Annotated in this window: 19 protein-coding genes; 12 read left to right on the top strand and 7 right to left on the bottom strand. The window is 70.8% G+C overall.

The genetic code is table 11. From position 1 onward, the window contains the following. Window positions 1-295 precede the first annotated feature (295 nt). Window positions 296-2,851 (top strand): molybdopterin oxidoreductase family protein, encoded by a 2,556-nt coding sequence (locus tag ACLZN2_RS42125; RefSeq protein WP_416985039.1) that lies wholly within the window; start codon window positions 296-298, stop codon window positions 2,849-2,851. A 39-nt stretch (window positions 2,852-2,890) separates the two neighbouring features. On the opposite strand, the gene ACLZN2_RS42120 is transcribed toward ACLZN2_RS42125, so the two are convergent. Both ACLZN2_RS42120 and ACLZN2_RS42115 read right to left on the bottom strand, forming a co-directional pair. Next, the gene (locus ACLZN2_RS42120; protein ID WP_416985038.1) at window positions 2,891-3,625 is read right to left on the bottom strand and encodes a DUF6215 domain-containing protein; all 735 of its coding nucleotides are present in this window, start codon (window positions 3,623-3,625) and stop codon (window positions 2,891-2,893) included. A 152-nt stretch (window positions 3,626-3,777) separates the two neighbouring features. Next, window positions 3,778-5,424, bottom strand: a complete 1,647-nt coding sequence (locus ACLZN2_RS42115; protein WP_416985037.1) for a M4 family metallopeptidase — start codon at window positions 5,422-5,424, stop codon at window positions 3,778-3,780. Between the two features lie 154 nt (window positions 5,425-5,578). On the opposite strand from ACLZN2_RS42115, the gene ACLZN2_RS42110 reads away from it, so the two are divergent. The 8 genes from ACLZN2_RS42110 to nirD all read left to right on the top strand — a co-directional run bounded on the left by ACLZN2_RS42110 (window position 5,579) and on the right by nirD (window position 13,801). After that, on the top strand, window positions 5,579-6,016 hold the full coding sequence (locus tag ACLZN2_RS42110; RefSeq protein ID WP_416985036.1) for a gamma-glutamylcyclotransferase family protein: 438 nt from the start codon (window positions 5,579-5,581) through the stop codon (window positions 6,014-6,016). 209 nt (window positions 6,017-6,225) lie between these two features. Then, a complete protein-coding gene (locus ACLZN2_RS42105) occupies window positions 6,226-6,753 on the top strand; it encodes a hypothetical protein (protein ID WP_416985034.1) in 528 nt (175 codons plus the stop codon). Between the two features lie 132 nt (window positions 6,754-6,885). Further along, window positions 6,886-7,539, top strand: a complete 654-nt coding sequence (locus ACLZN2_RS42100) for a class F sortase (RefSeq protein WP_416985033.1) — start codon at window positions 6,886-6,888, stop codon at window positions 7,537-7,539. Window positions 7,540-7,679: 140 nt separating this feature from the next. Then, the gene (locus tag ACLZN2_RS42095) at window positions 7,680-8,798 is read left to right on the top strand and encodes a polyprenyl synthetase family protein (protein ID WP_416985032.1); all 1,119 of its coding nucleotides are present in this window, start codon (window positions 7,680-7,682) and stop codon (window positions 8,796-8,798) included. Beyond that, complete coding sequence (locus ACLZN2_RS42090; protein ID WP_416985031.1) at window positions 8,795-9,472, top strand: biliverdin-producing heme oxygenase; 678 nt, start codon at window positions 8,795-8,797, stop codon at window positions 9,470-9,472. The genes ACLZN2_RS42095 and ACLZN2_RS42090 overlap by 4 nt, the downstream gene beginning before the upstream one ends. Window positions 9,473-9,642: 170 nt before the next feature. Next, window positions 9,643-10,857 (top strand): NAD(P)/FAD-dependent oxidoreductase, encoded by a 1,215-nt coding sequence (locus tag ACLZN2_RS42085; protein WP_416985030.1) that lies wholly within the window; start codon window positions 9,643-9,645, stop codon window positions 10,855-10,857. Further along, complete coding sequence (gene nirB / locus ACLZN2_RS42080) at window positions 10,857-13,451, top strand: nitrite reductase large subunit NirB (RefSeq protein ID WP_416985029.1); 2,595 nt, start codon at window positions 10,857-10,859, stop codon at window positions 13,449-13,451. The genes ACLZN2_RS42085 and nirB overlap by 1 nt, the downstream gene beginning before the upstream one ends. Further along, window positions 13,448-13,801 (top strand): nitrite reductase small subunit NirD, encoded by a 354-nt coding sequence (nirD, locus tag ACLZN2_RS42075; protein WP_416985028.1) that lies wholly within the window; start codon window positions 13,448-13,450, stop codon window positions 13,799-13,801. The genes nirB and nirD overlap by 4 nt, the downstream gene beginning before the upstream one ends. Before the next feature lie 81 nt (window positions 13,802-13,882). On the opposite strand, the gene ACLZN2_RS42070 is transcribed toward nirD, so the two are convergent. Next, window positions 13,883-15,409, bottom strand: a complete 1,527-nt coding sequence (locus ACLZN2_RS42070; RefSeq protein WP_416985026.1) for a sensor histidine kinase — start codon at window positions 15,407-15,409, stop codon at window positions 13,883-13,885. Beyond that, on the bottom strand, window positions 15,409-16,356 hold the full coding sequence (locus ACLZN2_RS42065; RefSeq protein ID WP_416985025.1) for a winged helix-turn-helix domain-containing protein: 948 nt from the start codon (window positions 16,354-16,356) through the stop codon (window positions 15,409-15,411). Before ACLZN2_RS42065 ends, ACLZN2_RS42070 begins: the two co-directional genes overlap by 1 nt. Before the next feature lie 248 nt (window positions 16,357-16,604). Between ACLZN2_RS42065 and ACLZN2_RS42060 the strand changes: the two genes are divergently transcribed. Genes ACLZN2_RS42060 through ACLZN2_RS42050 form a run of 3 tightly spaced genes read left to right on the top strand, consistent with a single transcriptional unit; the run spans window position 16,605 to window position 19,583 of the window. Next, on the top strand, window positions 16,605-17,213 hold the full coding sequence (locus ACLZN2_RS42060; RefSeq protein WP_416985024.1) for a carbonic anhydrase: 609 nt from the start codon (window positions 16,605-16,607) through the stop codon (window positions 17,211-17,213). Continuing rightward, a complete protein-coding gene (locus ACLZN2_RS42055) occupies window positions 17,210-18,982 on the top strand; it encodes a SulP family inorganic anion transporter (RefSeq protein ID WP_416985023.1) in 1,773 nt (590 codons plus the stop codon). The genes ACLZN2_RS42060 and ACLZN2_RS42055 overlap by 4 nt, the downstream gene beginning before the upstream one ends. A 58-nt stretch (window positions 18,983-19,040) precedes the next feature. Next, a complete protein-coding gene (locus ACLZN2_RS42050; RefSeq protein ID WP_416985022.1) occupies window positions 19,041-19,583 on the top strand; it encodes an MOSC domain-containing protein in 543 nt (180 codons plus the stop codon). 131 nt (window positions 19,584-19,714) lie between these two features. On the opposite strand, the gene ACLZN2_RS42045 is transcribed toward ACLZN2_RS42050, so the two are convergent. From ACLZN2_RS42045 to ACLZN2_RS42035, 3 genes are all read right to left on the bottom strand, one after another. After that, a complete protein-coding gene (locus ACLZN2_RS42045) occupies window positions 19,715-22,009 on the bottom strand; it encodes an FtsX-like permease family protein (RefSeq protein WP_416985020.1) in 2,295 nt (764 codons plus the stop codon). Continuing rightward, window positions 22,006-22,653 carry an ABC transporter ATP-binding protein gene (locus ACLZN2_RS42040; RefSeq protein WP_416985042.1) on the bottom strand — a complete coding sequence of 216 codons (648 nt, stop codon included), beginning with the start codon at window positions 22,651-22,653 and terminating at the stop codon, window positions 22,006-22,008. Before ACLZN2_RS42040 ends, ACLZN2_RS42045 begins: the two co-directional genes overlap by 4 nt. 102 nt (window positions 22,654-22,755) lie before the next feature. Then, window positions 22,756-23,175, bottom strand: coding sequence for a hypothetical protein (locus ACLZN2_RS42035; protein WP_416985019.1), 420 nt, complete (start codon window positions 23,173-23,175; stop codon window positions 22,756-22,758). Between the last annotated feature and the right edge of the window lie 4 nt (window positions 23,176-23,179).

Raw genomic sequence — 23,179 nt, 5'->3', positions numbered from 1 at the left:
TGGTCTCAACCCGGCTGGCGCTGAAGGCGTAAGACCTCCGGGAGCGCCGCTCCCGGAGGCCGCCTGAGCCAGAGATCCCCCTCAGTCATGAGGGGGAGGATTCAAAGCGGCAACTCGTGTGCGGCGGCGACTGGGAGGAGGACCGGCCTGTGCCTCACGGCGGGCGCGGGCGGGCCCTCACGGCGGGCGCGGGCGTGGCCCTCACGGCGGACGGCCGTCCACGGGGAGGGCACCACCACACCGCCGTAACAGGAGACCGCACGGGGCGTAACACGGCCGAAGCACGCTGAAACGCATGCGGACCACCTCGACGCCCACCCACTGCCCGTACTGCGCCCTGCAGTGCGGGATGGCCCTGTCGCCCCTGCCCACGGGGGGCGTCGAGGTGGTCGAGCGCCCCGACTTCCCGGTGAACCGGGGCGCGCTGTGCGGCAAGGGCCGTACGGCGCCGGCGGTGCTGGCCCCGGGGGTCCGGCTGACCTCCCCGTTGGTGCGCTCCGGGGGCGCGCTCGTGCCGGCCTCCTGGGAGGAGGCACTGGACCGGATCGCCGGGGAGCTGACCCGCGTACGGTCCTCGTACGGCGCCGACGCGCTCGGCGTGTTCGGCGGGGGCGGGCTCACGAACGAGAAGGCGTACGCGCTCGGCAAGTTCGCGCGCGTGGTGCTCGGCACCTCGCAGATCGACTACAACGGCCGCTTCTGCATGTCCTCGGCGGCGGCGGGCGGCATCAAGGCGTTCGGCCTGGACCGGGGGCTGCCGTTCCCGATGGAGGACATCCCCAGGTCGGGCTGTGTGATCCTCGTCGGGTCGAACCTCGCCGAGACCATGCCGCCGTCCCTGCGCTTCTTCCACGAGCTGCGGGAGAACGGCGGCACGCTGATCGTCGTCGACCCGCGCCGCACGAGGACCGCCGAGCAGGCCGATCTGCACCTCGCGCCCCGGCCGGGCACGGACCTCGCGCTGGCCCTCGGACTGCTGCACCTCGTCGTCGCGGAGGGGCGGGTCGACGAGGAGTACGTCGCCGAGCGGACCACCGGCTGGGAGGACGCCCGTGCGGCGGCCATGGCCCACTGGCCGGAGTACGTGGAACGGATCACGGGGGTGTCCGTTCCCCAGCTCCGGGAGACCGTACGGCTGTTCTGCGAGCCGGAGTCCGCGATGGTGCTCACCGCGCGCGGACCCGAGCAGCAGTCCAAGGGGACCGACACCGTCGGCGCGTGGATCAACCTCTGCCTGGCCACGGGCCGCGCGGGCCGGCCGCTGTCCGGATACGGCTGTCTCACCGGCCAGGGCAACGGGCAGGGCGGGCGCGAGCACGGCCAGAAGGCCGACCAGCTGCCCGGCTACCGCAAGCTGGACGACCCGGCGGCGCGCCGGCACGTGGCCGAGGTGTGGGGCGTGGACCCCGACGCGCTGCCCGGCCCCGGACGCAGCGCGTACGAACTGCTGGACGCGCTCGGTACGGACGTGAAGTCCCTGCTGCTGATGGGGTCGAACCCGGTCGTGTCGGCGCCGCGTGCCGCGCATGTCGAGGAGCGGCTGCGGTCCCTGGAGTTCCTCGCGGTCTGCGATGTGGTGCTCTCGGAGACGGCGGCCCTCGCGGACGTGGTCCTGCCGGTCACCCAGTGGGCGGAGGAGACGGGCACGACGACCAACCTGGAGGGCCGGGTGCTGCTGCGCCGGCAGGCGCTCACCCCGCCGGACGGCGTCCGCAGCGACCTGCACGTCATGCACGAGCTCGCGGCCCGGCTGGGCGTGGAGAAGGGCTTCCCGACCGACCCCGAGGAGGTCTTCGAGGAACTGCGCCGGGCCAGCGCGGGCGGAATCGCGGACTACTCCGGGATCACGTATCGCCGGCTGGCGGAGGAGAACGGCGTGTTCTGGCCGTGCCCGGCGCAGGACCCGGCGTCGGTGACAGACCCGTCACCGGCTTCGGCGTCGGCGACGATCCCGGCGTCGGCGACGGCAACGGCGACGGCGATCCCGGCCTCGGGCTCGGGCTCGGCTTCGGGCTCGGGCTCGGGCTCGGCTTCGGGCTCGGGCTCGGGCTCGGCCTCGGGCTCGGGCTCGGGCTCGGCTTCGGGCTCGGGCTCGGCTTCGGGCTCGGGCTCCGCTTCGGGCTCGGGCTCGGCTTCGGGCTCGGGCTCGGCTTCGGGCTCGGGCTCGGCTTCGGGCTCGGGCTCGGCTTCGGGCTCGGGCTCGGCTTCGGGCTCGGCTTCGGCTTCGGGCTCGGCTTCGGCTTCGGGCTCGGCCTCGGCTTCGCCGGAGGACTGCGAGGACGCCGCGCTGGACGCGCTCCCCGACGACCCGGCCCAGGACGCCGAGCTCGCGGAGGCGGCGCGCCCCGGCACTGCGGGCCGAGCGCCGGCGTCCGCGCAGCCGATCCACCCGGGCACCCCCCGTCTCTTCCTCGACCGTTTCGCGACCCCGGACGGGCGGGCCCGGTTCGTGCCGGTCTCGCACCGTCCGAGCGCCGAGGAGCCGGACGACGAGTACCCGGTGCTGCTCACCACCGGACGGGTCGTCTCGCAGTACCAGTCGGGTGCGCAGACCCGCCGGGTGGACGAGCTGAACGCCGCCGCGCCCGGCCCGTTCGTGGAGCTGCACCCGCGGCTCGCGGCGCGGCTCGGGGCGGCCGAGGGTGATCCGGTGGCCGTGGTGTCCCGGCGCGGCCGGGCCGTGGCCCCCGCCCGCATCACCACCGGGATCCGCCCGGACACGGTCTTCATGCCCTTCCACTGGCCCGGCGAGGGCCGCGCCAACACCCTCACCAACCCGGCCCTGGACCCGACCTCGCGCATGCCGGAGTTCAAGGTGTGCGCGGTGCGGGTGGAGATCGCCGCGCCGTAGCCGGGTCCTTCGCCGCACTCGGCGTCGGCCCACAGGCTCTCAGGAGCCGGTCCACCCCGGGAGGGTCGGCAGGATGCGCTGGGCGAGCCGGAGGAGCACCGCGTCGTCCGGGGGTGTGGAGTCCTGGCGCCAGATGGCGATGTCGTAGGAACCGCCGCCGTCCTTCGGGTCCCGGGCGACCACCAGTCTGCGCGTGGGGTGGCCGGGGGCGCTGGAGGTCCTGGCGTCGTCGGGACGGAGGCCGAAGAGGAAGGCGTAGGTCCGGTCCGAGTACAGCACCGCCGGGCGCCCGAGGAATGTGCGCTCCCGCGCGTCGCCGCCCACCAGGTCCGCCATGTCCTTGACGGCGAAGTGGTCGAAGGACGCCGAGAGCTGGACGGAGTACGTGGTCAGCGTGACGTTCATCTCCGGTGCGGGGATGTCGGCGCCGCCCAGGGCGACCGATTCGTCACCGCCGCCGTACGACAGCGCCTTCTCCCCCGGTGTGCCGAGCAGCGTGGCCAGGTCCGGACGGTTCAGCGCCTGGCAGAGCTGGTTCGCGGAGACGTACTTCACGCCCGCCCGCACCATCGTCGGCATCCCTGTGGGCGTCGCCGCCGAGCAGGAGATCGGTCCGGTGGGCGCGGCGGGTGCGCTCTGCTCCACACGCTCGATCTGCTGGAGCTTCCACAGGCCCGCCATCAGCGCCGCCACCACGACGAACGCCGAGGTGATCTGCACCCACGCGTTCGGGCCCCTCTCGGCCACCCTGACTGTCTCGGCTTCCTCGGCCATGTCCCCTGTTACCCCCGGTTCCCCCTGGTCGCGCCAGTTGCGCGCTGGGGGAGCCTAACGGGTGACCGGTGCGCGGCAAAGCGAGTAGTTTTCACACCCTCTTCACGCACTCCCCGCACACCGGCCGCAGTCGAACGGCCAACCCCCCGGGCTCAGTTCACGTTCACGGCGCTCCAGGCCGCGGCGACCGTGCTGTACTCGGTGCTGCCGGAGCCGTAGAGGTCACGGGCGGCGTTGAGGGTCGCCGTCCGCGCGCCCGCGTAGTTCGTCGACGAGGTCATGTAGACCGTCAGCGCCCGGTACCAGATGGCGCCCAGCTTGTCCCGGCCGATCCCGGTGACCGTGGAGCCGTTGGACGTCGGGGAGTTGTAGGTGACTCCGTTGATGGTCTTGGAGCCGCTGCCCTCCGCGAGGAGGTAGGCGAAGTGGTTGGCGACGCCGGAGGAGTAGTGGACGTCGAGGTTGCCGACCGAACTGCTCCAGGAGTCCGCGGAGTTGCCGTCCTTGCTCGGCTTGTCCATGTAGCGCAGGGCGTCCCGGCCGAACCCGGAGCGGACGATCTTCTCGCCGATCAGATAGTCACCGGCGTCGGAGGAGTTGTTCGCGTAGAACTCCACCAGCGAGCCGAAGATGTCGGAGGTGGCCTCGTTCAGGCCGCCGGACTCGCCCGAGTAGGTCAGGTTGGCGGTCTTGGACGTCACGCCGTGGGACATCTCGTGGCCGGCCACGTCCAGCCCGACGAGCGGGCCGAGCTGGGTGCCGTCGCCGTCGCCGTACGTCATGCAGAAGCAACTGTCGTCCCAGAAGGCGTTGTTGTAGCTGTTGCCGTAGTGGACGCGGTTGTAGGAGCCCTTGCCGTCGTTGCCGATGCCGTTGCGGCCGTGGACGTTCTTGTAGTAGTCCCAGGTCACGCCGGTGCCGTACTGCGCGTCGACCGCGGCGGTGGAGCGGTCGGACGTCGTCCCCGTGCCCCAGTGGTTGTCGGTGTCCGTGAAGAGGGTCGCGGGGGCGCGGCTGATGCAGATGCCGAAGATGCACAGGTCGGTCTTGTTGGCCGCGTCACCGGTGTACGTGTTCCCGCGGGTCGGGTCCTTCAGCTGGTACGTGGATCCCGAGAGCGTGGTCTCCAGCGGGACCGTGCCGCCGTACAGGGACTTGCCGTCGCCCGTGGCGGTCTCGATGGAGTCCCAGGCGTCGATCCGGTCGCCGGTGCGCGCGTCGGTCAGCACCGTGCGGGCGACCGGGTTGCCGAGGGAGTCCAGACCGACCGCGTTCGTCCGCCAGGCCAGTTTCGGGGTGCCGTGCAGGGCGTCGACGACCAGCTGCGGCTTGGCCTTGACCTGCTTGAGGGTCTCGCCGAGGTGGGCGGCGCGCAGGGCGTTCACGGCGGCGTCGGCGGCCTTGGGCGCGGAGAGCTTCGGGGTGATGGTCGGCAGCGAGATCGCCGCCCGCGTCGCCCGGTTCGCGCTGCGGTAGGTGCCGTCGGGCGCGAGGTGGACCACGAAGTCACCGCCCAGGACGGGGAGTTCGCGGTAGGTGCGGTCGTAGCGGACGTGCTGGGTGCCGTCCTTGTCGATGACGACGTCCCGGACGGCGGTGTCCTGGGTGGTGGTCAGCCCCAGGCTCGCGGCGTGGTCGGCGAGGGCGGCCGCGGCGTGGTCGAGCGCGGTGGCGCGGGTGGGTCTGCCGGCCGCGTCGGCGGCGGGGGAGAGTACGGCGGCCAGCAGGGTCGCCGTGGTGACGGCGATGCCGGCGGTGGCGAGACGGGAACCTCGGACGTGCTGCCGTATCCGACTCATCGGTCTGCTCGGTCTCCTCGGAAAGGCGCCGGGTGGGCGCGTGTGGGGGAGGCTCATGAAGCCGTGGTGAGATTTAAGTGGGCATGACATTTCATGTCCATAGCGCTTCTGGTCAGGAGCCGTGAGGGGCCGGTGAGAGGAGAGAATCGTTTCCGTGAGCACCCCGACCACCCCGCCCCACTCCCGCCTCCCGTTCTTCGTCTACGGCACCCTCCGCCCCGGCGAGGTCAACCACGACCTCTTCCTGCGCGGCCGCACCCTGCGCGAGGAACCGGCCCGGCTGACGGGCGCCGTGCTCTACGACGGCCCCGGCTACCCGTACGCCGTCGAGGAGCCCGGCGGGGTCGTGGCCGGCGAACTCGTCACCGCCCGCCCCGGGACGTTCGCGCGACTGGTGGCCGAACTGGACCGGTTGGAGGAGTACACGCCCGGCGATCCGCGCAACCTGTACGAGCGAGTGGCCCGCGAGGTGACGACGGCCGACGCCGGTCCCGCGCTCGCCTGGGTCTACGTGGCGGCCCCGCGGGTGGTCGCCCGGCTGCGCGCCCGGGGACGACTGGTCGAGGGCGGCGACTGGCTCGCGCGGCGCTGAACGGTCACCCGTTCACACCCCCTCCGGGCGCTTTTCCACCGCGTCCCGCCCCTACCCCGGTGACCTGCCGAAACGGCCGTCGGCCCGCGCACGCCCCGACACCCGTTCATCCCATTCCTGACGGCCCCTCAGGAAGCGCGCTCGCCGTGCGGGGACTTACCTCGGAAGGGCAGCAACGCGATCCGAGGCGCTCGATCGAGGGAGCACAGATGCGACGTACCACCCGTCTGCTGACCGGCACCGCGCTCGCCGTCGCCGTCGCGGGCGGGATCGCCGTCCCGGTGTACGGAGCGCGGGGCGCGGGCGGGACCCTGGAGATCCACCCCGTCGGCGTCGTCCCCGGCGACCCGGTCACGGTGAACACCGCGGCGTGCGGCGCGGACGGGACGGCGTCGGGCGACGCGGGCGCGGTGGGCGCCGGACGGTTCACGCTGGTACAGAGCGCGCACCGGGGCGAGGCGATCGGGGGGTTCCGGGTGCCGCCGAGCGCGCAGCCGGGGACGTACGAGATCGTCGCGCAGTGTGCGCGGGGCGGTCGGCGGCTCACCGGGGACCTGGTGGTGACGCTGGCCTCGGCACGGCAGCCGGTGGCTCCGCGCGGAAGTGTGAAGACGGGGGTCGGCGGCGCACTCGGCCCCGACCCCGTGCAGACCGCGGCCGGTGTGGCGGCACTCGCCGTCGCCGCCGCGGGCGGTACCTGGCTCCTGCATCGCCGGGCGAGAGGCGACGGGATCTGACGGACACCCTCCGCTGTCCGTCCACCGGTACCGCATGTCCCCTCCCCCTCCGGGCCCGACGCCCCTCGCGGCCCGGAGGGGGGTACGGGGCGACCCGTAGGAGAAGGGCCCGTACGGGATAGGAGGGTTGCGATGCGCGGGGTCGGCAACACCCTCATAGCGGGCGTCACCGTGACCGCCCTGTGCGCGGGCGCGTGGCTGCTGCACAGCGGCGCCGAGACGCACGCCCCGCCCCAGCCGTCCGCCGCGCAGGCGCACACGGGCGACGACGATACGGGTATTACGGATCTTACGGGTATACGGTCCTCCCCGGCCCCGCACCCGGCCCTGCCCCCGTCCCCGCCCGACCGGATCCGCATCCCCGCCCTCCATGTCGACGCCCCGCTGACCGGTCTCGCGCTGACCCCGGCCGGTGGTCTCGACGCCCCGCCCGCCGACCGGAAGAACCTGGCCGGCTGGTACGAGGCCGGGACGACCCCCGGCGAGCGGGGCACCGCGATCGTCGCGGGCCACGTCGACAACGCCGACGGCCCGGCCGTCTTCTACGACCTCGGCGCCCTGCGCAGGCACAGCGCCATCGAGGTGGACCGCCGGGACGGCACGGTCGCCGTCTTCACCGTGGACGCGGTCGAGGTCTACGACGCCCGCCGCTTCCCCGACACGAAGGTCTACGGCGCCGCCGCCCGCCCCGAGCTACGGGTGATCACCTGCGGCGGAAGCTACTCGAAGGAGACCGGCTACCAGGGCAACGTGGTCGTGTTCGCCCATCTCACGGGCAGCCACTGAGGCACCGCGGGCCCAACCGGTCAGGAACCGGTCAGGAACCGCCACATATCTCATCCACATGTTCAGAAGACAATCTTGACCAGAAGCCACGAAATGTTCAACATTCAATCGTGGCCTTATGGAGCATGGACTCATCGAGCATGGACTTATCGCGTGTGGACGCGGTCGTGCGCCAGGACGCCGCGCTACTGGAGGAGGATCTGCGCGAGTTCCTCCGTTCACCGGCCCTCGGGCCGGTCCCGGGAGGCGCGCCGGAGGCGGTGTACGAGGCGGCGCTGCGGCACGCCCTGTACGAACCGGTGGCGGACGCCCTCGGCTCCAAGGTGGGCCAGCAGGCGCTGCCGCCGACCGCGGACGCACCCGGCGGCAGGGCCCCGCTGCGGCCGTCGATGGTGTACTGGGCCTACCGCAACTACCGGGGTTTTCCCGGTGATCCGGGGGACGAGTCGGCCGCGGCGGACCTGGCGGTGATCCGGCGGGCGGCCGTGGCCGTCCGGGTCCTGCTGAAGGCCGCCGTCGCGCTGGACGACATCCAGGACGGCAGCGACGTCCGGTACGGCGAGGCCGCGCTGCATGTGACGCACGGGGTGCCGATGGCGCTCAACACCGGTTCCTGGCTGGTGGCGGCGGCGCTGCGGCACGCGGCGCAGCCGGCGGTGGTGGACCGGCTGCTGCGGGCGGTGGCGGACGGCTTCACCGGCCAGGCGGCGGACCTGGCGACCCGGTCGCCGCACATCCGCGCCGGTCTGCTGGCCGCGCCCCACGAGGAGCGGGTGCGGTACTGGGAGTCGATGGCGGCCCTGAAGACCGGGACGTTGTTCTGGATGCCGCTCGACGCGGCGATCGCCGGCCTGGGCGTGATCGAGGAGGACAGGCACGTCCTCGACTCGGCCATGCGTCGGCTCGGACTGGCGAGCCAGTTGTTCAACGATCTCACCGACGTCGTACCGGAGTTCGGCGGCGCGAACACCCACGAGGACTTCGACGCGCTCGGCAACCGGGTGTTCCTGGAGCTGCTCGGTTCCCGGGAACCCGACGGCGGGGACCTGAAGGGCTTCGTGCTCGGCCATCCCCGCCTGCGGGAGACCGTCGGCGCGCTGGCCGCCGAGGCGGTCGAGCTGAAGCGGACGGCGAAGGACGCCGTGCACGGTGTGTGCCGGTCCGAGCCGAGCGCCGCCTACTTCGACCTGACGATCGAACGCAAGGGCCATCTCATCGACCGCCTCCTGGAGACGGTCCGGCGCGGGAGCCCCGTATGACGGCACACCGACCCACGAGGCCGGACCAACCCGCACCGGCAGACCAGCCCGCGAGGGCCACCGCGGCCGAGCGTCTGCGTTCCGGCACGCGCGCGTGGCACGACGCCCTGGAGGCCACCGGTTTCGCGCTCGCGATGCTCGCCGGAACCCTCCCCCTGGACCGGTACGTCGGCCAGCTGGCGGCCCAACGGACGGTGCTGAAGGCCCTGGAGGACGAGCTCTCCCGCGCCACCGACCCCGCCGTCACCCGGGTGTGGTCCCCCGACCTGGTCAAACTCCCCCTGGTCGAACGCGACCTGCGCCACTTCGGCGGGTCGTGCACCGCACCGGAGCGATGGGCGGCCGAGGAGTCCCGTTCCTTCGCGGACGAGATACGGCGGACCGCGGCGGACACCCCCCGCGAGCTGCTCGGCTTCCTGTACGTCCTGGAGGGCTCCACCCTGGGCGCGCTGTTCCTGCGCCGCTACGTCAGCGCCGCCTACCGGCTGACCGGCACGGACGGACTCGCCTACTACGGCAGCGGCGACCGCGCCCGCTGGACCCGCCTCACCGCCCGCCTCGACGAGACGCTCACCGCCCCCGACGCCCAGGACCAGGTCCTCACGGCGGCCGAACGCGCCTACCGGCACACGGCGGCCATCAGCCAAGCCCTGTCGACGGGCCTGACCTGCTGACCACCTCACGCCGAAGGGCATGATCAGGACCCCACGGGTGACCTCACACACCCCCTCCCACCGGCCCCGGAAACCCTCACACCCACCCCCGCCCCCCGCTGAGGGCAGCGTTCCTCGCGGGAAACAACCGTGATGCGACCGGGTAACCTCCGCACCGCACGCTCAATGGCATGACCTCGAATTCGCGTGTGGTGGTGATCGGCGCCGGCCTCGCGGGCGTACGACTCGCCCGCCGGCTCGGTGAGCTGGGCAGGCCCGCGCTGCTCGTCGGCGACGAGGAGCACCGCCCGTACAACCGGGTCCTGCTCGCCGAGGTGCTGGCCGGCCGGTACGCCCCCGAGGTGATCGCGCTGCCCGCGCCCGCCGGACTGGTCCGGGCCAAGGTCACCGGCATCGACCGTACCCGGCAGACCGTGGCCTGCGCGGACGGCTCGGAGATCGCATACGACACGCTGGTCCTCGCCACCGGCTCCAACCCGGTGCTGCCGCCCCTGCGCGGACTGTTCACCCCCGACCACGTGCTGCCCGAGGGCGTCCACGCGTTCCGCACCATGGACGACTGCCTGGGCCTGTCGAAGGCCGTACGGCCCGGCGTGCGCGCGGTCGTCATCGGCGGCGGGCTCCTCGGGGTCTCCGCGGCCCGTGCCCTCGCGATGCGCGGCGCGCAGGTCGTCCTCGCCCAGCAGTCCGAGCGGCTCATGGAACGCCAGCTCGACCCCGGCGCCTCCGCGCTGGTCCTGCGCCACCTCAGGGACCTCGGCGTCGAGGTCCACACCGAGTGCCGGGTGCGCGACGTGCGCTGCGTCGGCGGCGCGGTCCGCTCCGTCGAGATGTCCGACGGCTACGCCCTCGACGCCGATCTGGTGGTGCTGGCCTGCGGGGTCTCCCCGCGCGCCGGTCTCGCCAAGGAGGCGGGGCTCGCCGTCCACAAGGGCATTCTGGTCGACGACGAACTGCGCACCTCCGACCCGCACATCCGCGCGATCGGCGACTGCGCCCAGCACGACGGGACCGTGTACGGCCTCGCCGCGCCGGCGCTCGAACAGGCCGACGCCCTCGCCGAGTCGCTCGCCGGCGACCCGGCCGCCCGCTACGGCGGCACCCGCGTCCTCACCCGGCTCACCCTCTCCGGGAACAGCGTCTTCGACCTCGCCGCGTTCGGCGAGACCGAACCGCGCCCCGGCGACGACGTCGTGCAGCTCGCCGACGCCACCCGGGGGACCTACCGCAAGGTCGTCGTCCGCGACGACCGCCTGGTCGGCGGGGTCCTCGTCGGCGAACTCGGCACCGTCGGCGCGCTGGCGCGCGCCTGGGAGGGAGCAGAGCCGCTCCCGTCCGACGGCGGCCCCCTGCTCCACCTGCTCACCAACGATGGAGGCTCCTGATGACCGCCACCCCGGGGCCCACCCCCACGATCGTGCTCGTCGGCCACGGCATGGTCGGCCAGCGCTTCCTCGAGGCGCTCGCCGAGCGCGGCCTGACCGCCACGCACCGCGTGGTCGTGCTCTGTGAGGAGCCGCGCCCCGCGTACGACCGTGTGGCGCTCACCTCGTACTTCTCGGGCAAGACCCCCGAGGACCTCTCGATGACCGACATGGAGTTCATCGCGACGCACGGCATCGAGCTGTACGTCGGCGACCCGGCCGTCGGCGTCGACCGTGAGGCCCGGAAGGTCACCGCCAAGTCGGGTCAGGTCTTCGAGTACGACATCCTCGTCCTCGCCACCGGCTCGTTCCCCTTCGTGCCGCCGGTCCCGAACAAGGACGCCGAGGGCTGCTTCGTCTACCGCACGATCGAGGACCTCCTCGCGATCGAGGAGTACGCGAAGACCGCGACGACGGGTGCCGTGGTCGGCGGCGGTCTGCTCGGCCTGGAGGCGGCCGGCGCCCTGAAGGGCCTCGGACTCACCTCCCACATCGTGGAGTTCGCGCCCCGGCTGATGCCGGTGCAGGTCGACGAGGGCGGCGGCGCGGCTCTGCTGCGCACCATCGAGGAGATGGGCCTGACCGTCCACACGGGCGTGGGCACGCAGGAGATCGTGGTCGGCGACGCCGGTGCCGTCACCGGTATGAAGCTGTCCGACGGCTCCGAACTCGCCACCGACCTGGTGGTGTTCAGCGCCGGTGTCCGGCCGAGGGACCAACTCGCCCGCGACTGCGGCCTGTCGGTCGGCGAGCGCGGCGGCATCGCGGTCGACGAGCAGTGCCGTACGGTGAACGACCCGCACGTGTTCGCGATCGGCGAGTGCGCGCTGGCGGCGGACGGCCGGGTCTACGGCCTGGTCGCCCCGGGTTACGAGCAGGCGGAGACGGCCGCGGCAACCATCGCCGCCGACGAGGCCGCCTTCACCGGCGCCGACCTGTCCACCAAGCTCAAGCTCCTCGGCGTGGACGTGGCCTCCTTCGGCGACGCGCACGGCACCACCTCCGACTGCCTCGACGTCGTCTACTCCGACTCCCGCGCGGGCCTGTACAAGAAGCTGGTGATCGGCCGCGACGGCACGCTGCTCGGCGGCATCCTGGTCGGCGACGCGGAGGCGTACGGCACGCTGAAGGCCTTCACCGGTTCCGTCCCGCCGGTCTCCCCCGAGTCGCTGGTCCTGCCGGCCGGTGCGAGCGGCGGCGCCCAGCTCGGCCCGTCCGCCCTCCCGGACGAGGCGGTCATCTGCTCCTGCCACAACGTCAGCAAGGGCGCGATCCGCAGCGCGGTCACCGAGCACCGGTGCACCACCGTGCCCGAGGTCAAGAAGTGCACCAAGGCCGGTACGGGCTGCGGCAGTTGCGTCAAGGTCCTCGGCCAGCTGGTCACCGCCGAGCTGGAGGCGTCCGGCGTCGAGGTCGACAAGGGCCTGTGCGGCTGCTTCTCGCAGACCCGCGAGGAGCTGTACGAGATCGTCCTCGCCCTGCGCATCAACACCTACCAGGGCCTCCTCGACCGCTACGGCCGCGAGGACGCCCGGGGCGGCGACGGCTGCGAGATCTGCAAGCCGACGGTGGCGTCGATCATCGCCTCCCTCGCTCCCACGATCGGCGCGAGCGGCTACGTCCTGGAGGGCGAGCAGGCGGCCCTTCAGGACAGCAACGACCACTTCCTCGCCAACCTGCAGAAGAACGGCTCGTACTCGGTCGTCCCTCGCATCCCCGGCGGTGAGATCACCCCCGAGGGCCTGATCGTGATCGGCGAGATCGCCCGCGACTTCGGCCTCTACACGAAGATCACCGGCGGCCAGCGGATCGACATGTTCGGCGCCCGGGTCGAGCAACTCCCCCTCATCTGGACCCGGTTGGTGGACGCGGGCTTCGAGTCCGGCCACGCGTACGGAAAGTCGCTGCGGACCGTCAAGTCCTGCGTGGGCCAGACCTGGTGCCGCTACGGCGTCCAGGACTCCGTCCGCATGGCGATCGACCTGGAGCTGCGCTACCGGGGACTGCGCTCCCCCCACAAGCTCAAGTCGGCCGTCTCGGGCTGCGCCCGCGAGTGCGCCGAGGCCCAGTCCAAGGACTTCGGCGTGATCGCCACCTCCAACGGCTGGAACCTGTACGTCGGCGGCAACGGCGGCGCCACCCCGCGCCACGCGGACCTGCTGGCCCAGGACCTCTCCGACGCCGAGCTGATCCGCCTGATCGACCGCTTCCTGATGTTCTACATCCGCACCGCGGACCGTCTGGAGCGCACCTCCACCTGGCTGGAGCGGATCCCCGGCGGCCTGGACCACGTCCGTGACGTGGTCGTGGAGGACTCCCTCGGCATCTGCGAGGAGCTGGAGTCCCTGATGACCGCCCACGTGGCGCACTACGCCGACGAATGGGCCACCACCATCAACGACCCCGAGAAGCTCGCCCGGTTCGTGTCCTTCGTCAACGCCCCGGACACCCCCGACCCGGTCGTCGGCTTCGTCCCCGAGCGCGACCAGATCAAGCCCGACCTGCCGCTGCTGACCATCGGCCACCGTCCCCTGGAAGGGAGCGCCCAGCGATGACCCTGGCACCCGAGACGACCGACCTGAAGATCCAGCTGCGCCTGGACGAGGACTGGTTCACCGTCTGCGACCTGACCGCGCTGACCCCGGGCCGCGGCGTGGCCGCGCTGCTGCCCGACGGCCGCCAGGTCGCCCTCTTCCGCGACCGCGCCGGCGAGCTGTACGCCGTCGACAACCGCGACCCGTTCGGCGGCGCGGCGGTCCTCTCCCGCGGCCTGACCGGCACCCACCAGGGCCGCCCGTTCGTCGCCTCGCCGCTGCTCAAGCAGCGCTTCGACCTCGTGTCGGGCGAGTGCCTGGACGACGAGACGGTACGCATCGCGACGTACGAGGTGCGGGCGGCGGCCTGAGTTCCGCGTACTTCTGAAGCCCCACGGTGACCCGGGTCAGCGTCGACCCGGGTCACCGTCGGTTTTCGGGACGGGGCGGGGTCACCGTCCGCCGGGTGCCGCCGTCTGGAGGGGTCTTCCAGGGCGCTGTGCGGGGATCGCCGTACCTCCGCCCCCGCCACCGCCCCCGCCACCGCTACCGCCACCGGCCCGGGCCGGTGCCGCCGGCAGCCGGATCACCGCGTCGAGACCGCCGAGCGGCGCCCGCCGTAGGACCGCCTCGCCCCCGCTCGCGTGCGCGAGGCGCTGCACCAGGGCCAGCCCCAGCCCCGTACCGCCTTTCGGGGCGTCCGGAGCACGCCAGAACCGGTCGAAGGCACGCCGGCGCTGCTCCTCGGACATCCCGGGCCCCTCGTCCATGACGTGCAGCTCGACCCAGCCCGGGCTCGACGTACGGTGCGGGAAACGGCGCTCCTGGAGCGCGGGCCGGCGTGGGTCGACGGAGACCGTGGAACCCGGCGGCGACACCCGCAGGGCGTTGGAGAGCAGGTTGTCGAGGATCTGCTCCACCGCCCCCGGCAACGCCAGCACCTCGCCGGTGTAGTCCCCGGCCAGCGCGAGCCACACACCGTGCTGCTCGTACAGCGGGGTCCAGGCGCGATGGCGTTCCGCGCACACCTGCCCCAGGTCCACCGGCTCGCGTTCGGCCGCGCTCTCGTCGAGCCGGGCCATCGCCAGCAGCCCCTCGACCATCCGGGCCAGCCGGTCGGTCTCGGTGAGCGCGGCGGTGAGCGAGCCCCGGGCGTTCAGGGCGATGTCGTTCTCCAGGTTCTCCAGCCGCAGCCGCAGCGCCGCGAGCGGGGTCTTCAGCTGGTGCGAGGCCTCACCGGCGAAGGCCCGCTGGGAGGCCAGCAGGTGTTCCAGACGAGCGGCGGTGCGGTTGAAGGTGGCGGCCAGACTGCGCACCTCCGGCGGCCCCTTGGTGATCGCCACCGGTACGGCGGTGCCGCCGACGGCCAACTCGTTGGTGGCGTACTCCAGTTCACGGATGGGTCGGCCGGTCCAGCGGGCGATGCCGAACCCGACCACGACGACGGCGGTCAGCGCGGCGAGGCCACCAAGGCCCAGCAGCAGCCACACGTGATGTACCCGGTCGGCCACCATCCTCGTCGGCACGGTGATCCGTACGGCACCCTGCTCCTCGGCGCCGTGCCGTACGGGGGTGGCCACCGCCAGGTACTCCACCCCGCCGATGGTCGACGTCCGCACGTCAGCCGTCGCGGTCCCGCGCAGTGCGGCGGCGATGCCCGGCCAGTCGGCGAGGCGGGACTCCTCGGCCGCGCCGAGCGGATGCGAGGTGGCCAGCAGCACGCCGTCCTGGTCGACGATCAGCACCTTTCCGCCGATGCGCGCGGCACAGTGCGCGGCACGCTCGGGCAGATCCTGTGCGGCCCGGCCCGCCGAGACCGACAGTGAGGCGAACGCCGACACCGACTCCGCCTCGTCCTTCGCCGCGTTGATCACCCGCTCGCGCTCGGCCCGCGAGTAGACGTAGCCGAGCGGGATCTCCAGGGCGAGCAGGAGCAGAGCGGCGAGCGTGAGGTAGCTGAGGAGCAGCCGGCGGGTCATCAGTAGGCCGCCGAGGGGTGGGGGGTGGGGAGGGGGCGGGTGAAGGGGCGGGGGTGGTCGTACTGGGGCTGCTGGTACGGGTCCGGATAGGGGGACGGGTCCTGGTAGCCGGAGGACTCGTAGTCGGAGGGCAGCGGGTAGCTGGAGGGCTGGTAGCCGGAGGGCTGGTAGCTGGAGGGCTGGTACTGCTGTGAGTCATCGGGGGTGGGCGGCCGGGTGTGGACCGCCAGCCGGAAGCCGACCCCGCGCAGGGTCTGGATCCAGGCCGGGTTGCCCAGCTTCCGCCTCAGGGTGGCGACATGCACGTCGAGTGTCTTGGTCGGCCCTTCGTAGTGCGGATCCCAGACCCGGTCGAGGATCTGCTGCCGCGAGTACACCGCGCCCGGATCCTCGGTGAGCAGCGCGAGCAGTTCGAACTCCTTGGGCGTCAGTGTCACGGCCCGCTCCCCCACCCACACCTGCCGCGTCCGCCGGTCGACGACGAGCGGGCCGACGGCACCGCCGAGAGGCTCCACTCCCGCTGCAGGTGGCGCTGCAGGCGGCGCTGCCGGAGCCGGAGCCGGTGGCGCGAACTCCCGTTCCGCCAGCCCCCGATGGGTCCGCCGGGTCACCGCACGCACACGGGCCACCAGCTCCCGCATGCTGAACGGCTTCGCGAGGTAGTCGTCGGCGCCCAGTTCGAGACCCAGCACCCGGTCGGCCTCCTCGCCCCGCGCGCTGAGGATGATGATGGGCACGTCGGAGGTCTGCCGGATCCCGCGGCACACGTCGATGCCGTCCACGTCGGGCAACCCCAGGTCGAGCAGGACGACATCGCCGTACGGACCTCTCAACCCCTCGTTCCCGGTGCTGACGTGATGCACCGTCAGCCCGAAGTGTCCGAGACCCTCGACGAGCGGTTCGGCGATCGTGTGGTCGTCCTCGATGAGCAGGACTCGTACGCCCATGCGTTCCCGTCTCTCCCGTGAACCGAATTAGCGTGTTCCCGTGTTCCCGTGTTCCGTGGACAGGCCACGCTACAAGAGCGACCGATAAAACGCCGTATCGATCCGAGGATTGTGAGAAGCGGCTCAGCCGGGGATGACACGAGACGAAAACTGTCCCATTTTTGTCGGCGGTTTAGTGTTCCTCTAACCTTCGCCTGGCACAGCCCCCTCTACGGTGTTGACCTGGGACGCAAGCACCGGGAGGATTCATGAAGGCACTGCTGGACCGCGCCCGCTCGTTCCAACGGCGGGTCGACTTCGAAAGCGGCGAATACCAGCGACTGGCCGAAGGACAATACCCCGAGGCATTGTTCATCACCTGCTCCGACTCACGGGTGATTCCAGCCCTGATAACGGGTGCGCGACCCGGTGAGATATTCGAGCTGCGAAACGCGGGAAACATCGTTCCGCCGCACGGCAGGAAGAGCGCCTCGGGCGAGGCCGCCACCATCGAGTACGCGCTGGAGGTGCTCGGCGTTCAGGACATCGTGGTGTGTGGCCACTCCCACTGCGGTGCGATGGGCGCGATCAAGTCGGGCGACGACCTGTCCGCGAAGCTGCCCGGCGTGGACGCCTGGCTGCAACTGGCCCGGCCGCGACTGGCCCCCGTCCTGGACGGCGCCATGGAGGATCCCCGGTTGCCGGACGTCGCGAAGCTGAACGTCGTCAACCAGCTGGCGGTACTGCGCAGTCACCCGGCCGCACGCCGACGGCTCGTCAGCGGACGGCTACGGCTGCACGGCTGGTACTACGAGGTGGACACCGGCCGGGTGCACGAGCTGGACGAGGACGGCCTGTTCCGGGTGCACGCGGCATGAGCGGCGCACACGCGACGAGGACGCGCGGAGCGAGGGCCCGCGACACAAGGGCGTTCGCCCCGAGGGACCGTACGACGGACACGGCCAAGGCGCCAACGGCCGGAAAGGGACCGTCCGCCGGGAAGGGGCAGGGGAAGGAAAAGGGCCCGAAACCCGACCTGGCCACGGAGATCACCGCGTCCCTGGTGGTCTTCCTGGTCGCGCTCCCCCTCTGCATCGGTGTGGCCGTCGCCTCCGGTGTCCCCGCCGAGCTGGGCATCATCTCGGGTGTCATCGGCGGTCTGGTGATGGGCGCGATGCGCGGCAGCACGCTCCAGGTGAGCGGTCCGGCCGCCGGTCTCGCGGCGCTGGTCGCGGAGACGGTGCTGGAGTACGGCGTGGCGATGCTGGGCGTGATCGTCCTGTTCTCCGGCCTCCTGCAGATGGTGCTGGGCGTGGTGAGACTGGGCCGCTTCTTCCAGGCGATCTCGCTCGCCGTAGTCCAGGGCATGCTGGCCGGCATCGGTCTGCCGCTGATGTTCAGCCAGGCGTACCCGGCGATGGACGCGAAGGCGCCCGGCTCCCCGATCGAGAACATGGCGGGCATCCCGGGTCTCCTCACGGACACCTTCGCCGACCCGCAGGCACTGATCGCGGCGGGCCTCGCCGCCGTCACGGTCGTCCTGAGCTTCCTGTGGAAGAAAGCACCGGGCCCGGTCAAGAAGATCCCGGCGGCCCTGGTCGCGGTCGGTATCGGCATCGGGATCGCGGCGATCCCGGGCGTCGAGATCAGAACGCTCCAGGTGGGCAACCTGCTGGCCTCGGTGACCGTACCGGGCCCGGAGCAGTTCGCGGGCCTGGCGGACGCCGGAATCATCACGGCGGTCCTCACCTTCACGGTGATCGCCTCCGCCGAGTCCCTGTTCACGGCGGCCGCGGTGGACCGTATGCACGACGGTGCGCGCACCCGTTACAACCCCGAGCTGATCGCCCAGGGCGCCGGCAACACGGTCGCGGGTCTGCTCGGCGCGCTCCCCATCACGGCGGTGGTGGCCCGTAGCTCGGCGAACGTCCAGGCGGGTGCGAAGACCCGTATCTCCCGCACCCTGCACGGCCTGTGGCTGCTGGCCTTCGCTCTCCTCCTCCCCCAGGTCCTCGCCCTGATCCCGATCTCGGTCCTGGCGGGCGTACTCGTCCACAGCGGCTGGAAACTCTTCGCCCCCGAGGAGTTCCCGAAGATGTGGCGGCAGGACCGAGGCGAGTTCGCGGTCATGACAGTGACCACCCTGGTCATCGTGGCGACAGCGCTCCTGGAGGGCGTCCTCATCGGCCTGGCGGCGGGCATCGTCCTGGCGGCGATCCGCATGTCGCAGACAGTGATCCGCCAGCACCTCGAGGAGGACACAGCGAAGGTGGTCATGGCGGGCAACGCGACCTTCCTGCGACTCCCCCAGGTCATCGAGGCCCTGGAGTCCGCCGCCGAGTCCGGCAGACCCCGCATCCGCCTCGACCTCACCGGCGTGACCCACCTGGACCACGCCTGCCGCAGCCAGGTGGAACAGTTCACCGCCCAGCAGCGCGCCAAGGGCCTACGGGTAGAACTCCTGATGCCGGGCCCTGCCAAACAACCCCCACCGCCCGCCCCCGAGGAAACCCCCTGGCCCTCCGACCCGAAAACCGACTGGTCCCCTCCCCCCGCCACCACCCCCGGCCCGACCGCCGAGTGGTTCTACCTGGACACGACCCCCATGCCGGAGGAGTACACACCGGGTTACTCAGGAAGGCTTTGAGGGGGCTGGGGCTAGGCTCGTGGTTGATCACGGTTACCTACGAGGGGGGTTCCGAGGTATGAGCGGAAGAGTGACGGCGGTCAGCAGCAACGGGGAGTACTCGTTCACCAAGCCGAACCGGGACAGCGTCAGACTGCTCGCCGGGCTCGGTGTGGAGGGGGACGTGCACGCCGGTGTGACGGTCAAACACCGCTCGCGCGTCGCGCAGGATCCCACCCAGCCGAACCTGCGCCAGGTCCACCTCATTCATGAGGAGCTCTTCGCCGAGGTCGGCGAAGAAGGGTTCGAGGTCGCGCCCGGCGAACTCGGCGAGAACATCACCACGCGCGGTATCGATCTGCTCGGTCTGCCGGTCGGCACGTTGCTGCGCATCGGAGACTCCGCGGTCCTGGAAGTCACCGGCCTGCGCAATCCCTGCCTGCAGATCGACAACTTCCAGGGCGGACTGCTGAAGCAGGTCGTCGGCCGCGACGAGGCGGGGAACATCGTGCGCAAGGCCGGAATCATGAGCATCGTGAGGGAAGGCGGCGTGGTGCGCCCCGGCGACGCGATCGAATGGGAACTCCCCAACGGTCCGCACCGCCCCCTGGACCGGGTCTGACCAGCCAGGAAAGCGGGCGGGGCGCAAAGTGTGCGCACAGTCTCAGCGACACGCCGTGCCGGCGGCGTGTCGCTGAGACTCTCACGACACTATGCAAGTGCCGTCCCTCTGCTCCCCGCGTCTCCCGGCCGTCAGTCCCGTCGGATCAGCTCGGGGTCGATCCGCCGTCCGATCAACGGCAGGGACCCAAGGGCGGCGATCACTACGGCCCCAAGGGCGCAGGCCAGCAGCAATGGCACCCCGGCCCCGTCCCAGAAAACCGCTCCCCCACCGGTGACGAGATAGCTGGACTCGGCCGCCTTGCCGGCGACGACCGCCAGCGCCAGACCTACGGCGAGCGGCAAGACGACCTGTGTCACCTGCACGGCTCGTAGTGTACGGGGCCGCGCGCCGAGCAAGGCGAGGGCGGTGACCTGCGGTCGGCGCTCAACTGCACGGTCAGCAGCGGCAACAAGGTATGCGGCCATACCGATGATCAGACCGAGAACCATACCCATGGCGAGGATCGTCTTGACCACGGTGATCTGCTGAAGGGCGGTCACCACGACGCCAGGCGTATCGACCTTCGCGGTCGGATCGACCCCGCCGATACCGTCCAAGACCGAGCGGACGGTATCAGGAGCCGAGCTGCTGGCCAGAATGAGGGTGGCGTCCTCAGGCCGGAAACCATCAGGCAGGTAGGACGGAGGGATGATCACATCACCGCTACTCAGTGGCGAAATTCCGGCTTCATCATGGAAGATCACCTGCGCATTCGGTACCCGAACAGTCGTCACATGCCGTTCGCCAGCCGCGTTCCTGAGATGGAACGGAAAGTTTGCACCGGGCCTGCTGTCATCGTTGTAGAGCTCCTGCGGGTTCACCACCCGGAAAGGTCGCCCCTCCAGGCACTGTCCGATACCGGGAACCATCCCGCGAAGCTGATCACACGTGGCGACCATGGCGTAGATCACAGGTGGAAATTCGACTTCCGGGTCAGACCAAGAATGGGTATGCATCCCGTGCCCACGCACACCCGCTACGGCCTCGAAGGCCCTCTGCCGCTCCTGGGTGACGTCGTGCAAAGAGAGTTCGTACGACTGAACGGGCGAGGTGTTCTTGGAGACCTGGTCCAGCTCGATCAGTACACCCTGCGCCAGCGACGCGGCGTACACCAGTAGCACGAGTCCCGTCGCAACCCTCAGGACGCCACCCGGTTCCACCTCGTTGCGTCTCATCGCCAGACCTAGTGGCAGCGAGCGACTGGTGTGCGCCACCCTCCGGGCCAGGCTCCGGGAGAGGATCGGGAGCGACAGCACGAGTCCGATGCCTACCAGGACAACCGCGAGCGGCATCAAGATCGATGAGAGTGAGGTGTCCCGAGGCGCGTGCCCTGTCGCGCCCGCCACGCAGTATCCGGTGACGATACCCAGTCCTGGAAGGAGTGGGAGGAGCCCCCACTTGGCCGGCGGCTTCTCAACCCCGCTACGCCTCACAGCCAGCGGGTTCGCCGCAGCCTTTCTGGCTCCGACCGCTCCGGCGACCCAAGCAAGCGCTGGACAACCGATCAGGCAGACAAGGGTGGCGGACAGGGACAACGATCCGTCGGACGGATACCACCGGAAACCAGGAAGACCGACGCGGGAGATGAGTTGGTTGACCGCCGCATAACTCCCCAGGCCGAGTACCGCTCCAAGCAGAGCCGCAGCGACCGTCTCGGCCGCGTTGACGCGCTGAACGCCCTTCTTGCTCAGCCCGACCAACCGCAGGGCAGCAAGCCGACGAGCCCGCGCGGCAGCGGACAACCGCGCGCACACGGACAGATAGACGGCCAATGGAAGCAGCACGACACCTGCAAGGGTGAATCGGACGATGTCCAGCGTCGAGGGCTCCACCGTTTCATCATGTGTATAGGGCTTCCCGTATGACGTTACGGGCCGACCATCCTTCAGATCGTCCCGCGCCACGCCGATGTACGCGTACAACTCATCGGGGTGGGCCAGCCCCTGCGCGCCGATGAGCCCCCTCTCCCGCCCCGGCACCAGTTGAGCGAGAGCAGGTTCCTTCTTCAGCGCTTCATGCAGTCTGGGCGATACGAACATCTCGCCAGGCGAAGGCAGTTCGTTCAAACCGGGCGGTGGATCGATGGCGGAAGCACCCGGCGCATGGAAGACGCGGGTCATGGGCCGAGCACCGTATGGATCAGTCAGCTCGAGTTCAAGGGGAGCTCTTTTGGCGCCAGCGCAGACTCGCTGATCGTTTAGGGGGCAGTCGGCCTCACGTGCAGCCTTGCGTCCGTCCTGTGCTGCCAGGATTCCAGGAATCGCAAGCACCATGGCCAGGCAGCACACTCCGACGGCGCTTCCCCCCGCCATGAGGAAGAACCGCACGCGGTTACCCGGCCCGCTGCCCAGCAACAGTCGCAGGCCCAGCAGGAGTTCCTTCACGCCCTCTCCTCCGACAATGCCGAGAGAACACCGTCGCGCATCGCGTACTGGCTGTCAGCACGGGCGGCCACGTCCGCATCGTGCGTGACAAGCACTACGGCCGTCCCTTGCGACCGTGCCAGGGACAGAAACTCCTCCAGTACGGCCGTGGCGTTTGCGCTGTCGAGCGATCCGGTTGGCTCATCGGCGAAGACAACGGCCGGCTGATGCACCAACGCCCTTGCAACCGCCACGCGTTGGCTCTGCCCTCCGGACACCTGAGAGGGGCGGCGCTGCCGCAGGTCGGCGAGACCCAGCCGACCAAGAACCTTCCCAGCGGCAGTAAGCGCCTCCGCCTTGCGCTGCCCGGCCAGACGCAGCGGCAGGGCCGTGTTCTCCTCCACGGTCAGCTCCGGGAGAAGCTCGCCGTACTGAAAGACAAACCCGAAGCGCTCACGGCGCAGCGCGCTGAGTTCCTCATCGTCGAGTTCGCCGAGGGTGCGCCCCTCGAAGCGAACCTCACCCCGCGCCACGGGAAGGACCCCCGCAAGGCAGTACAGCAATGAGGACTTTCCGGATCCGCTCTGCCCCGTGATAGCCGCGACTTCGCCGCGACGCAGGGTGATTTGGGCGTTCCTCACGGCAGGCGTCTCACCGTAGAACAGATCGACGCCCACGGCAGACAAGACTTCTGACGTGTTGATGATGGCTCCCCTATGACGAGCGGGAGCCCAGATGCGGGCATCTGGGCTCTGGGTACAGAAGGCTTAGCGGGCAGCCAAGAACTTGGCGGTGTGGGAGCAGTTGTCAGGGTGCAGACTGCCTCGATCACGGCAGGCCCTGATCTCTGCCCTGGTGGTGTAGCGCTGGGCGCCGTCCCAGTTCGAGTGGTGCAGCAAGACGGTCTTCCCCTGCTTGCCGTTGTAACGCACCCAGGTATGTCCTTCGACGCGGACCTGCATGTAGACGTTGTGCCCGTCCCCCGGGGCAGCGTCCTTCAGCTTGCCCTTCCACTCGAAGGCCCCGTGGTTCTGACCTGCCGGATTGAAACGGCTCTCACCTTCAAGGAAGAGAACACCTCCAGAATTCAACCTGGGAATGTTCGCCCAGTCTCCCGCCCCCCACACCGCTCCGGCCCCCGCCAGCAACGCCGCTGCCGCCATCACGCCCGTCAGTACCTTCTTCATGCCT

Origin of the sequence: Streptomyces sp. T028, assembly GCF_048159505.1 — a bacterium.
GTDB lineage: Bacteria > Actinomycetota > Actinomycetes > Streptomycetales > Streptomycetaceae > Streptomyces.
This window is presented reverse-complemented; position numbering and strand designations above follow the sequence as displayed.

Bases quoted from the DNA above. Each gene is read 5' to 3' on its own strand.
- ACLZN2_RS42090 (WP_416985031.1), top strand. From the start codon at position 8,795: ATGACGGCACACCGACCCACGAGGCCGGACCAACCCGCACCGGCAGAC.
- ACLZN2_RS42095 (WP_416985032.1), top strand. From the start codon at position 7,680: ATGGACTTATCGCGTGTGGACGCGGTCGTGCGCCAGGACGCCGCGCTA.
- ACLZN2_RS42085 (WP_416985030.1), top strand. From the start codon at position 9,643: ATGACCTCGAATTCGCGTGTGGTGGTGATCGGCGCCGGCCTCGCGGGC.
- ACLZN2_RS42115 (WP_416985037.1), bottom strand. From the start codon at position 5,424: ATGAGTCGGATACGGCAGCACGTCCGAGGTTCCCGTCTCGCCACCGCC.
- ACLZN2_RS42060 (WP_416985024.1), top strand. From the start codon at position 16,605: ATGAAGGCACTGCTGGACCGCGCCCGCTCGTTCCAACGGCGGGTCGAC.
- nirD (WP_416985028.1), top strand. From the start codon at position 13,448: ATGACCCTGGCACCCGAGACGACCGACCTGAAGATCCAGCTGCGCCTG.
- nirB (WP_416985029.1), top strand. From the start codon at position 10,857: ATGACCGCCACCCCGGGGCCCACCCCCACGATCGTGCTCGTCGGCCAC.
- ACLZN2_RS42055 (WP_416985023.1), top strand. From the start codon at position 17,210: ATGAGCGGCGCACACGCGACGAGGACGCGCGGAGCGAGGGCCCGCGAC.
- ACLZN2_RS42065 (WP_416985025.1), bottom strand. From the start codon at position 16,356: ATGGGCGTACGAGTCCTGCTCATCGAGGACGACCACACGATCGCCGAA.
- ACLZN2_RS42050 (WP_416985022.1), top strand. From the start codon at position 19,041: ATGAGCGGAAGAGTGACGGCGGTCAGCAGCAACGGGGAGTACTCGTTC.
- ACLZN2_RS42070 (WP_416985026.1), bottom strand. From the start codon at position 15,409: ATGACCCGCCGGCTGCTCCTCAGCTACCTCACGCTCGCCGCTCTGCTC.
- ACLZN2_RS42035 (WP_416985019.1), bottom strand. From the start codon at position 23,175: ATGAAGAAGGTACTGACGGGCGTGATGGCGGCAGCGGCGTTGCTGGCG.
- ACLZN2_RS42100 (WP_416985033.1), top strand. From the start codon at position 6,886: ATGCGCGGGGTCGGCAACACCCTCATAGCGGGCGTCACCGTGACCGCC.
- ACLZN2_RS42105 (WP_416985034.1), top strand. From the start codon at position 6,226: ATGCGACGTACCACCCGTCTGCTGACCGGCACCGCGCTCGCCGTCGCC.
- ACLZN2_RS42125 (WP_416985039.1), top strand. From the start codon at position 296: ATGCGGACCACCTCGACGCCCACCCACTGCCCGTACTGCGCCCTGCAG.
- ACLZN2_RS42120 (WP_416985038.1), bottom strand. From the start codon at position 3,625: ATGGCCGAGGAAGCCGAGACAGTCAGGGTGGCCGAGAGGGGCCCGAAC.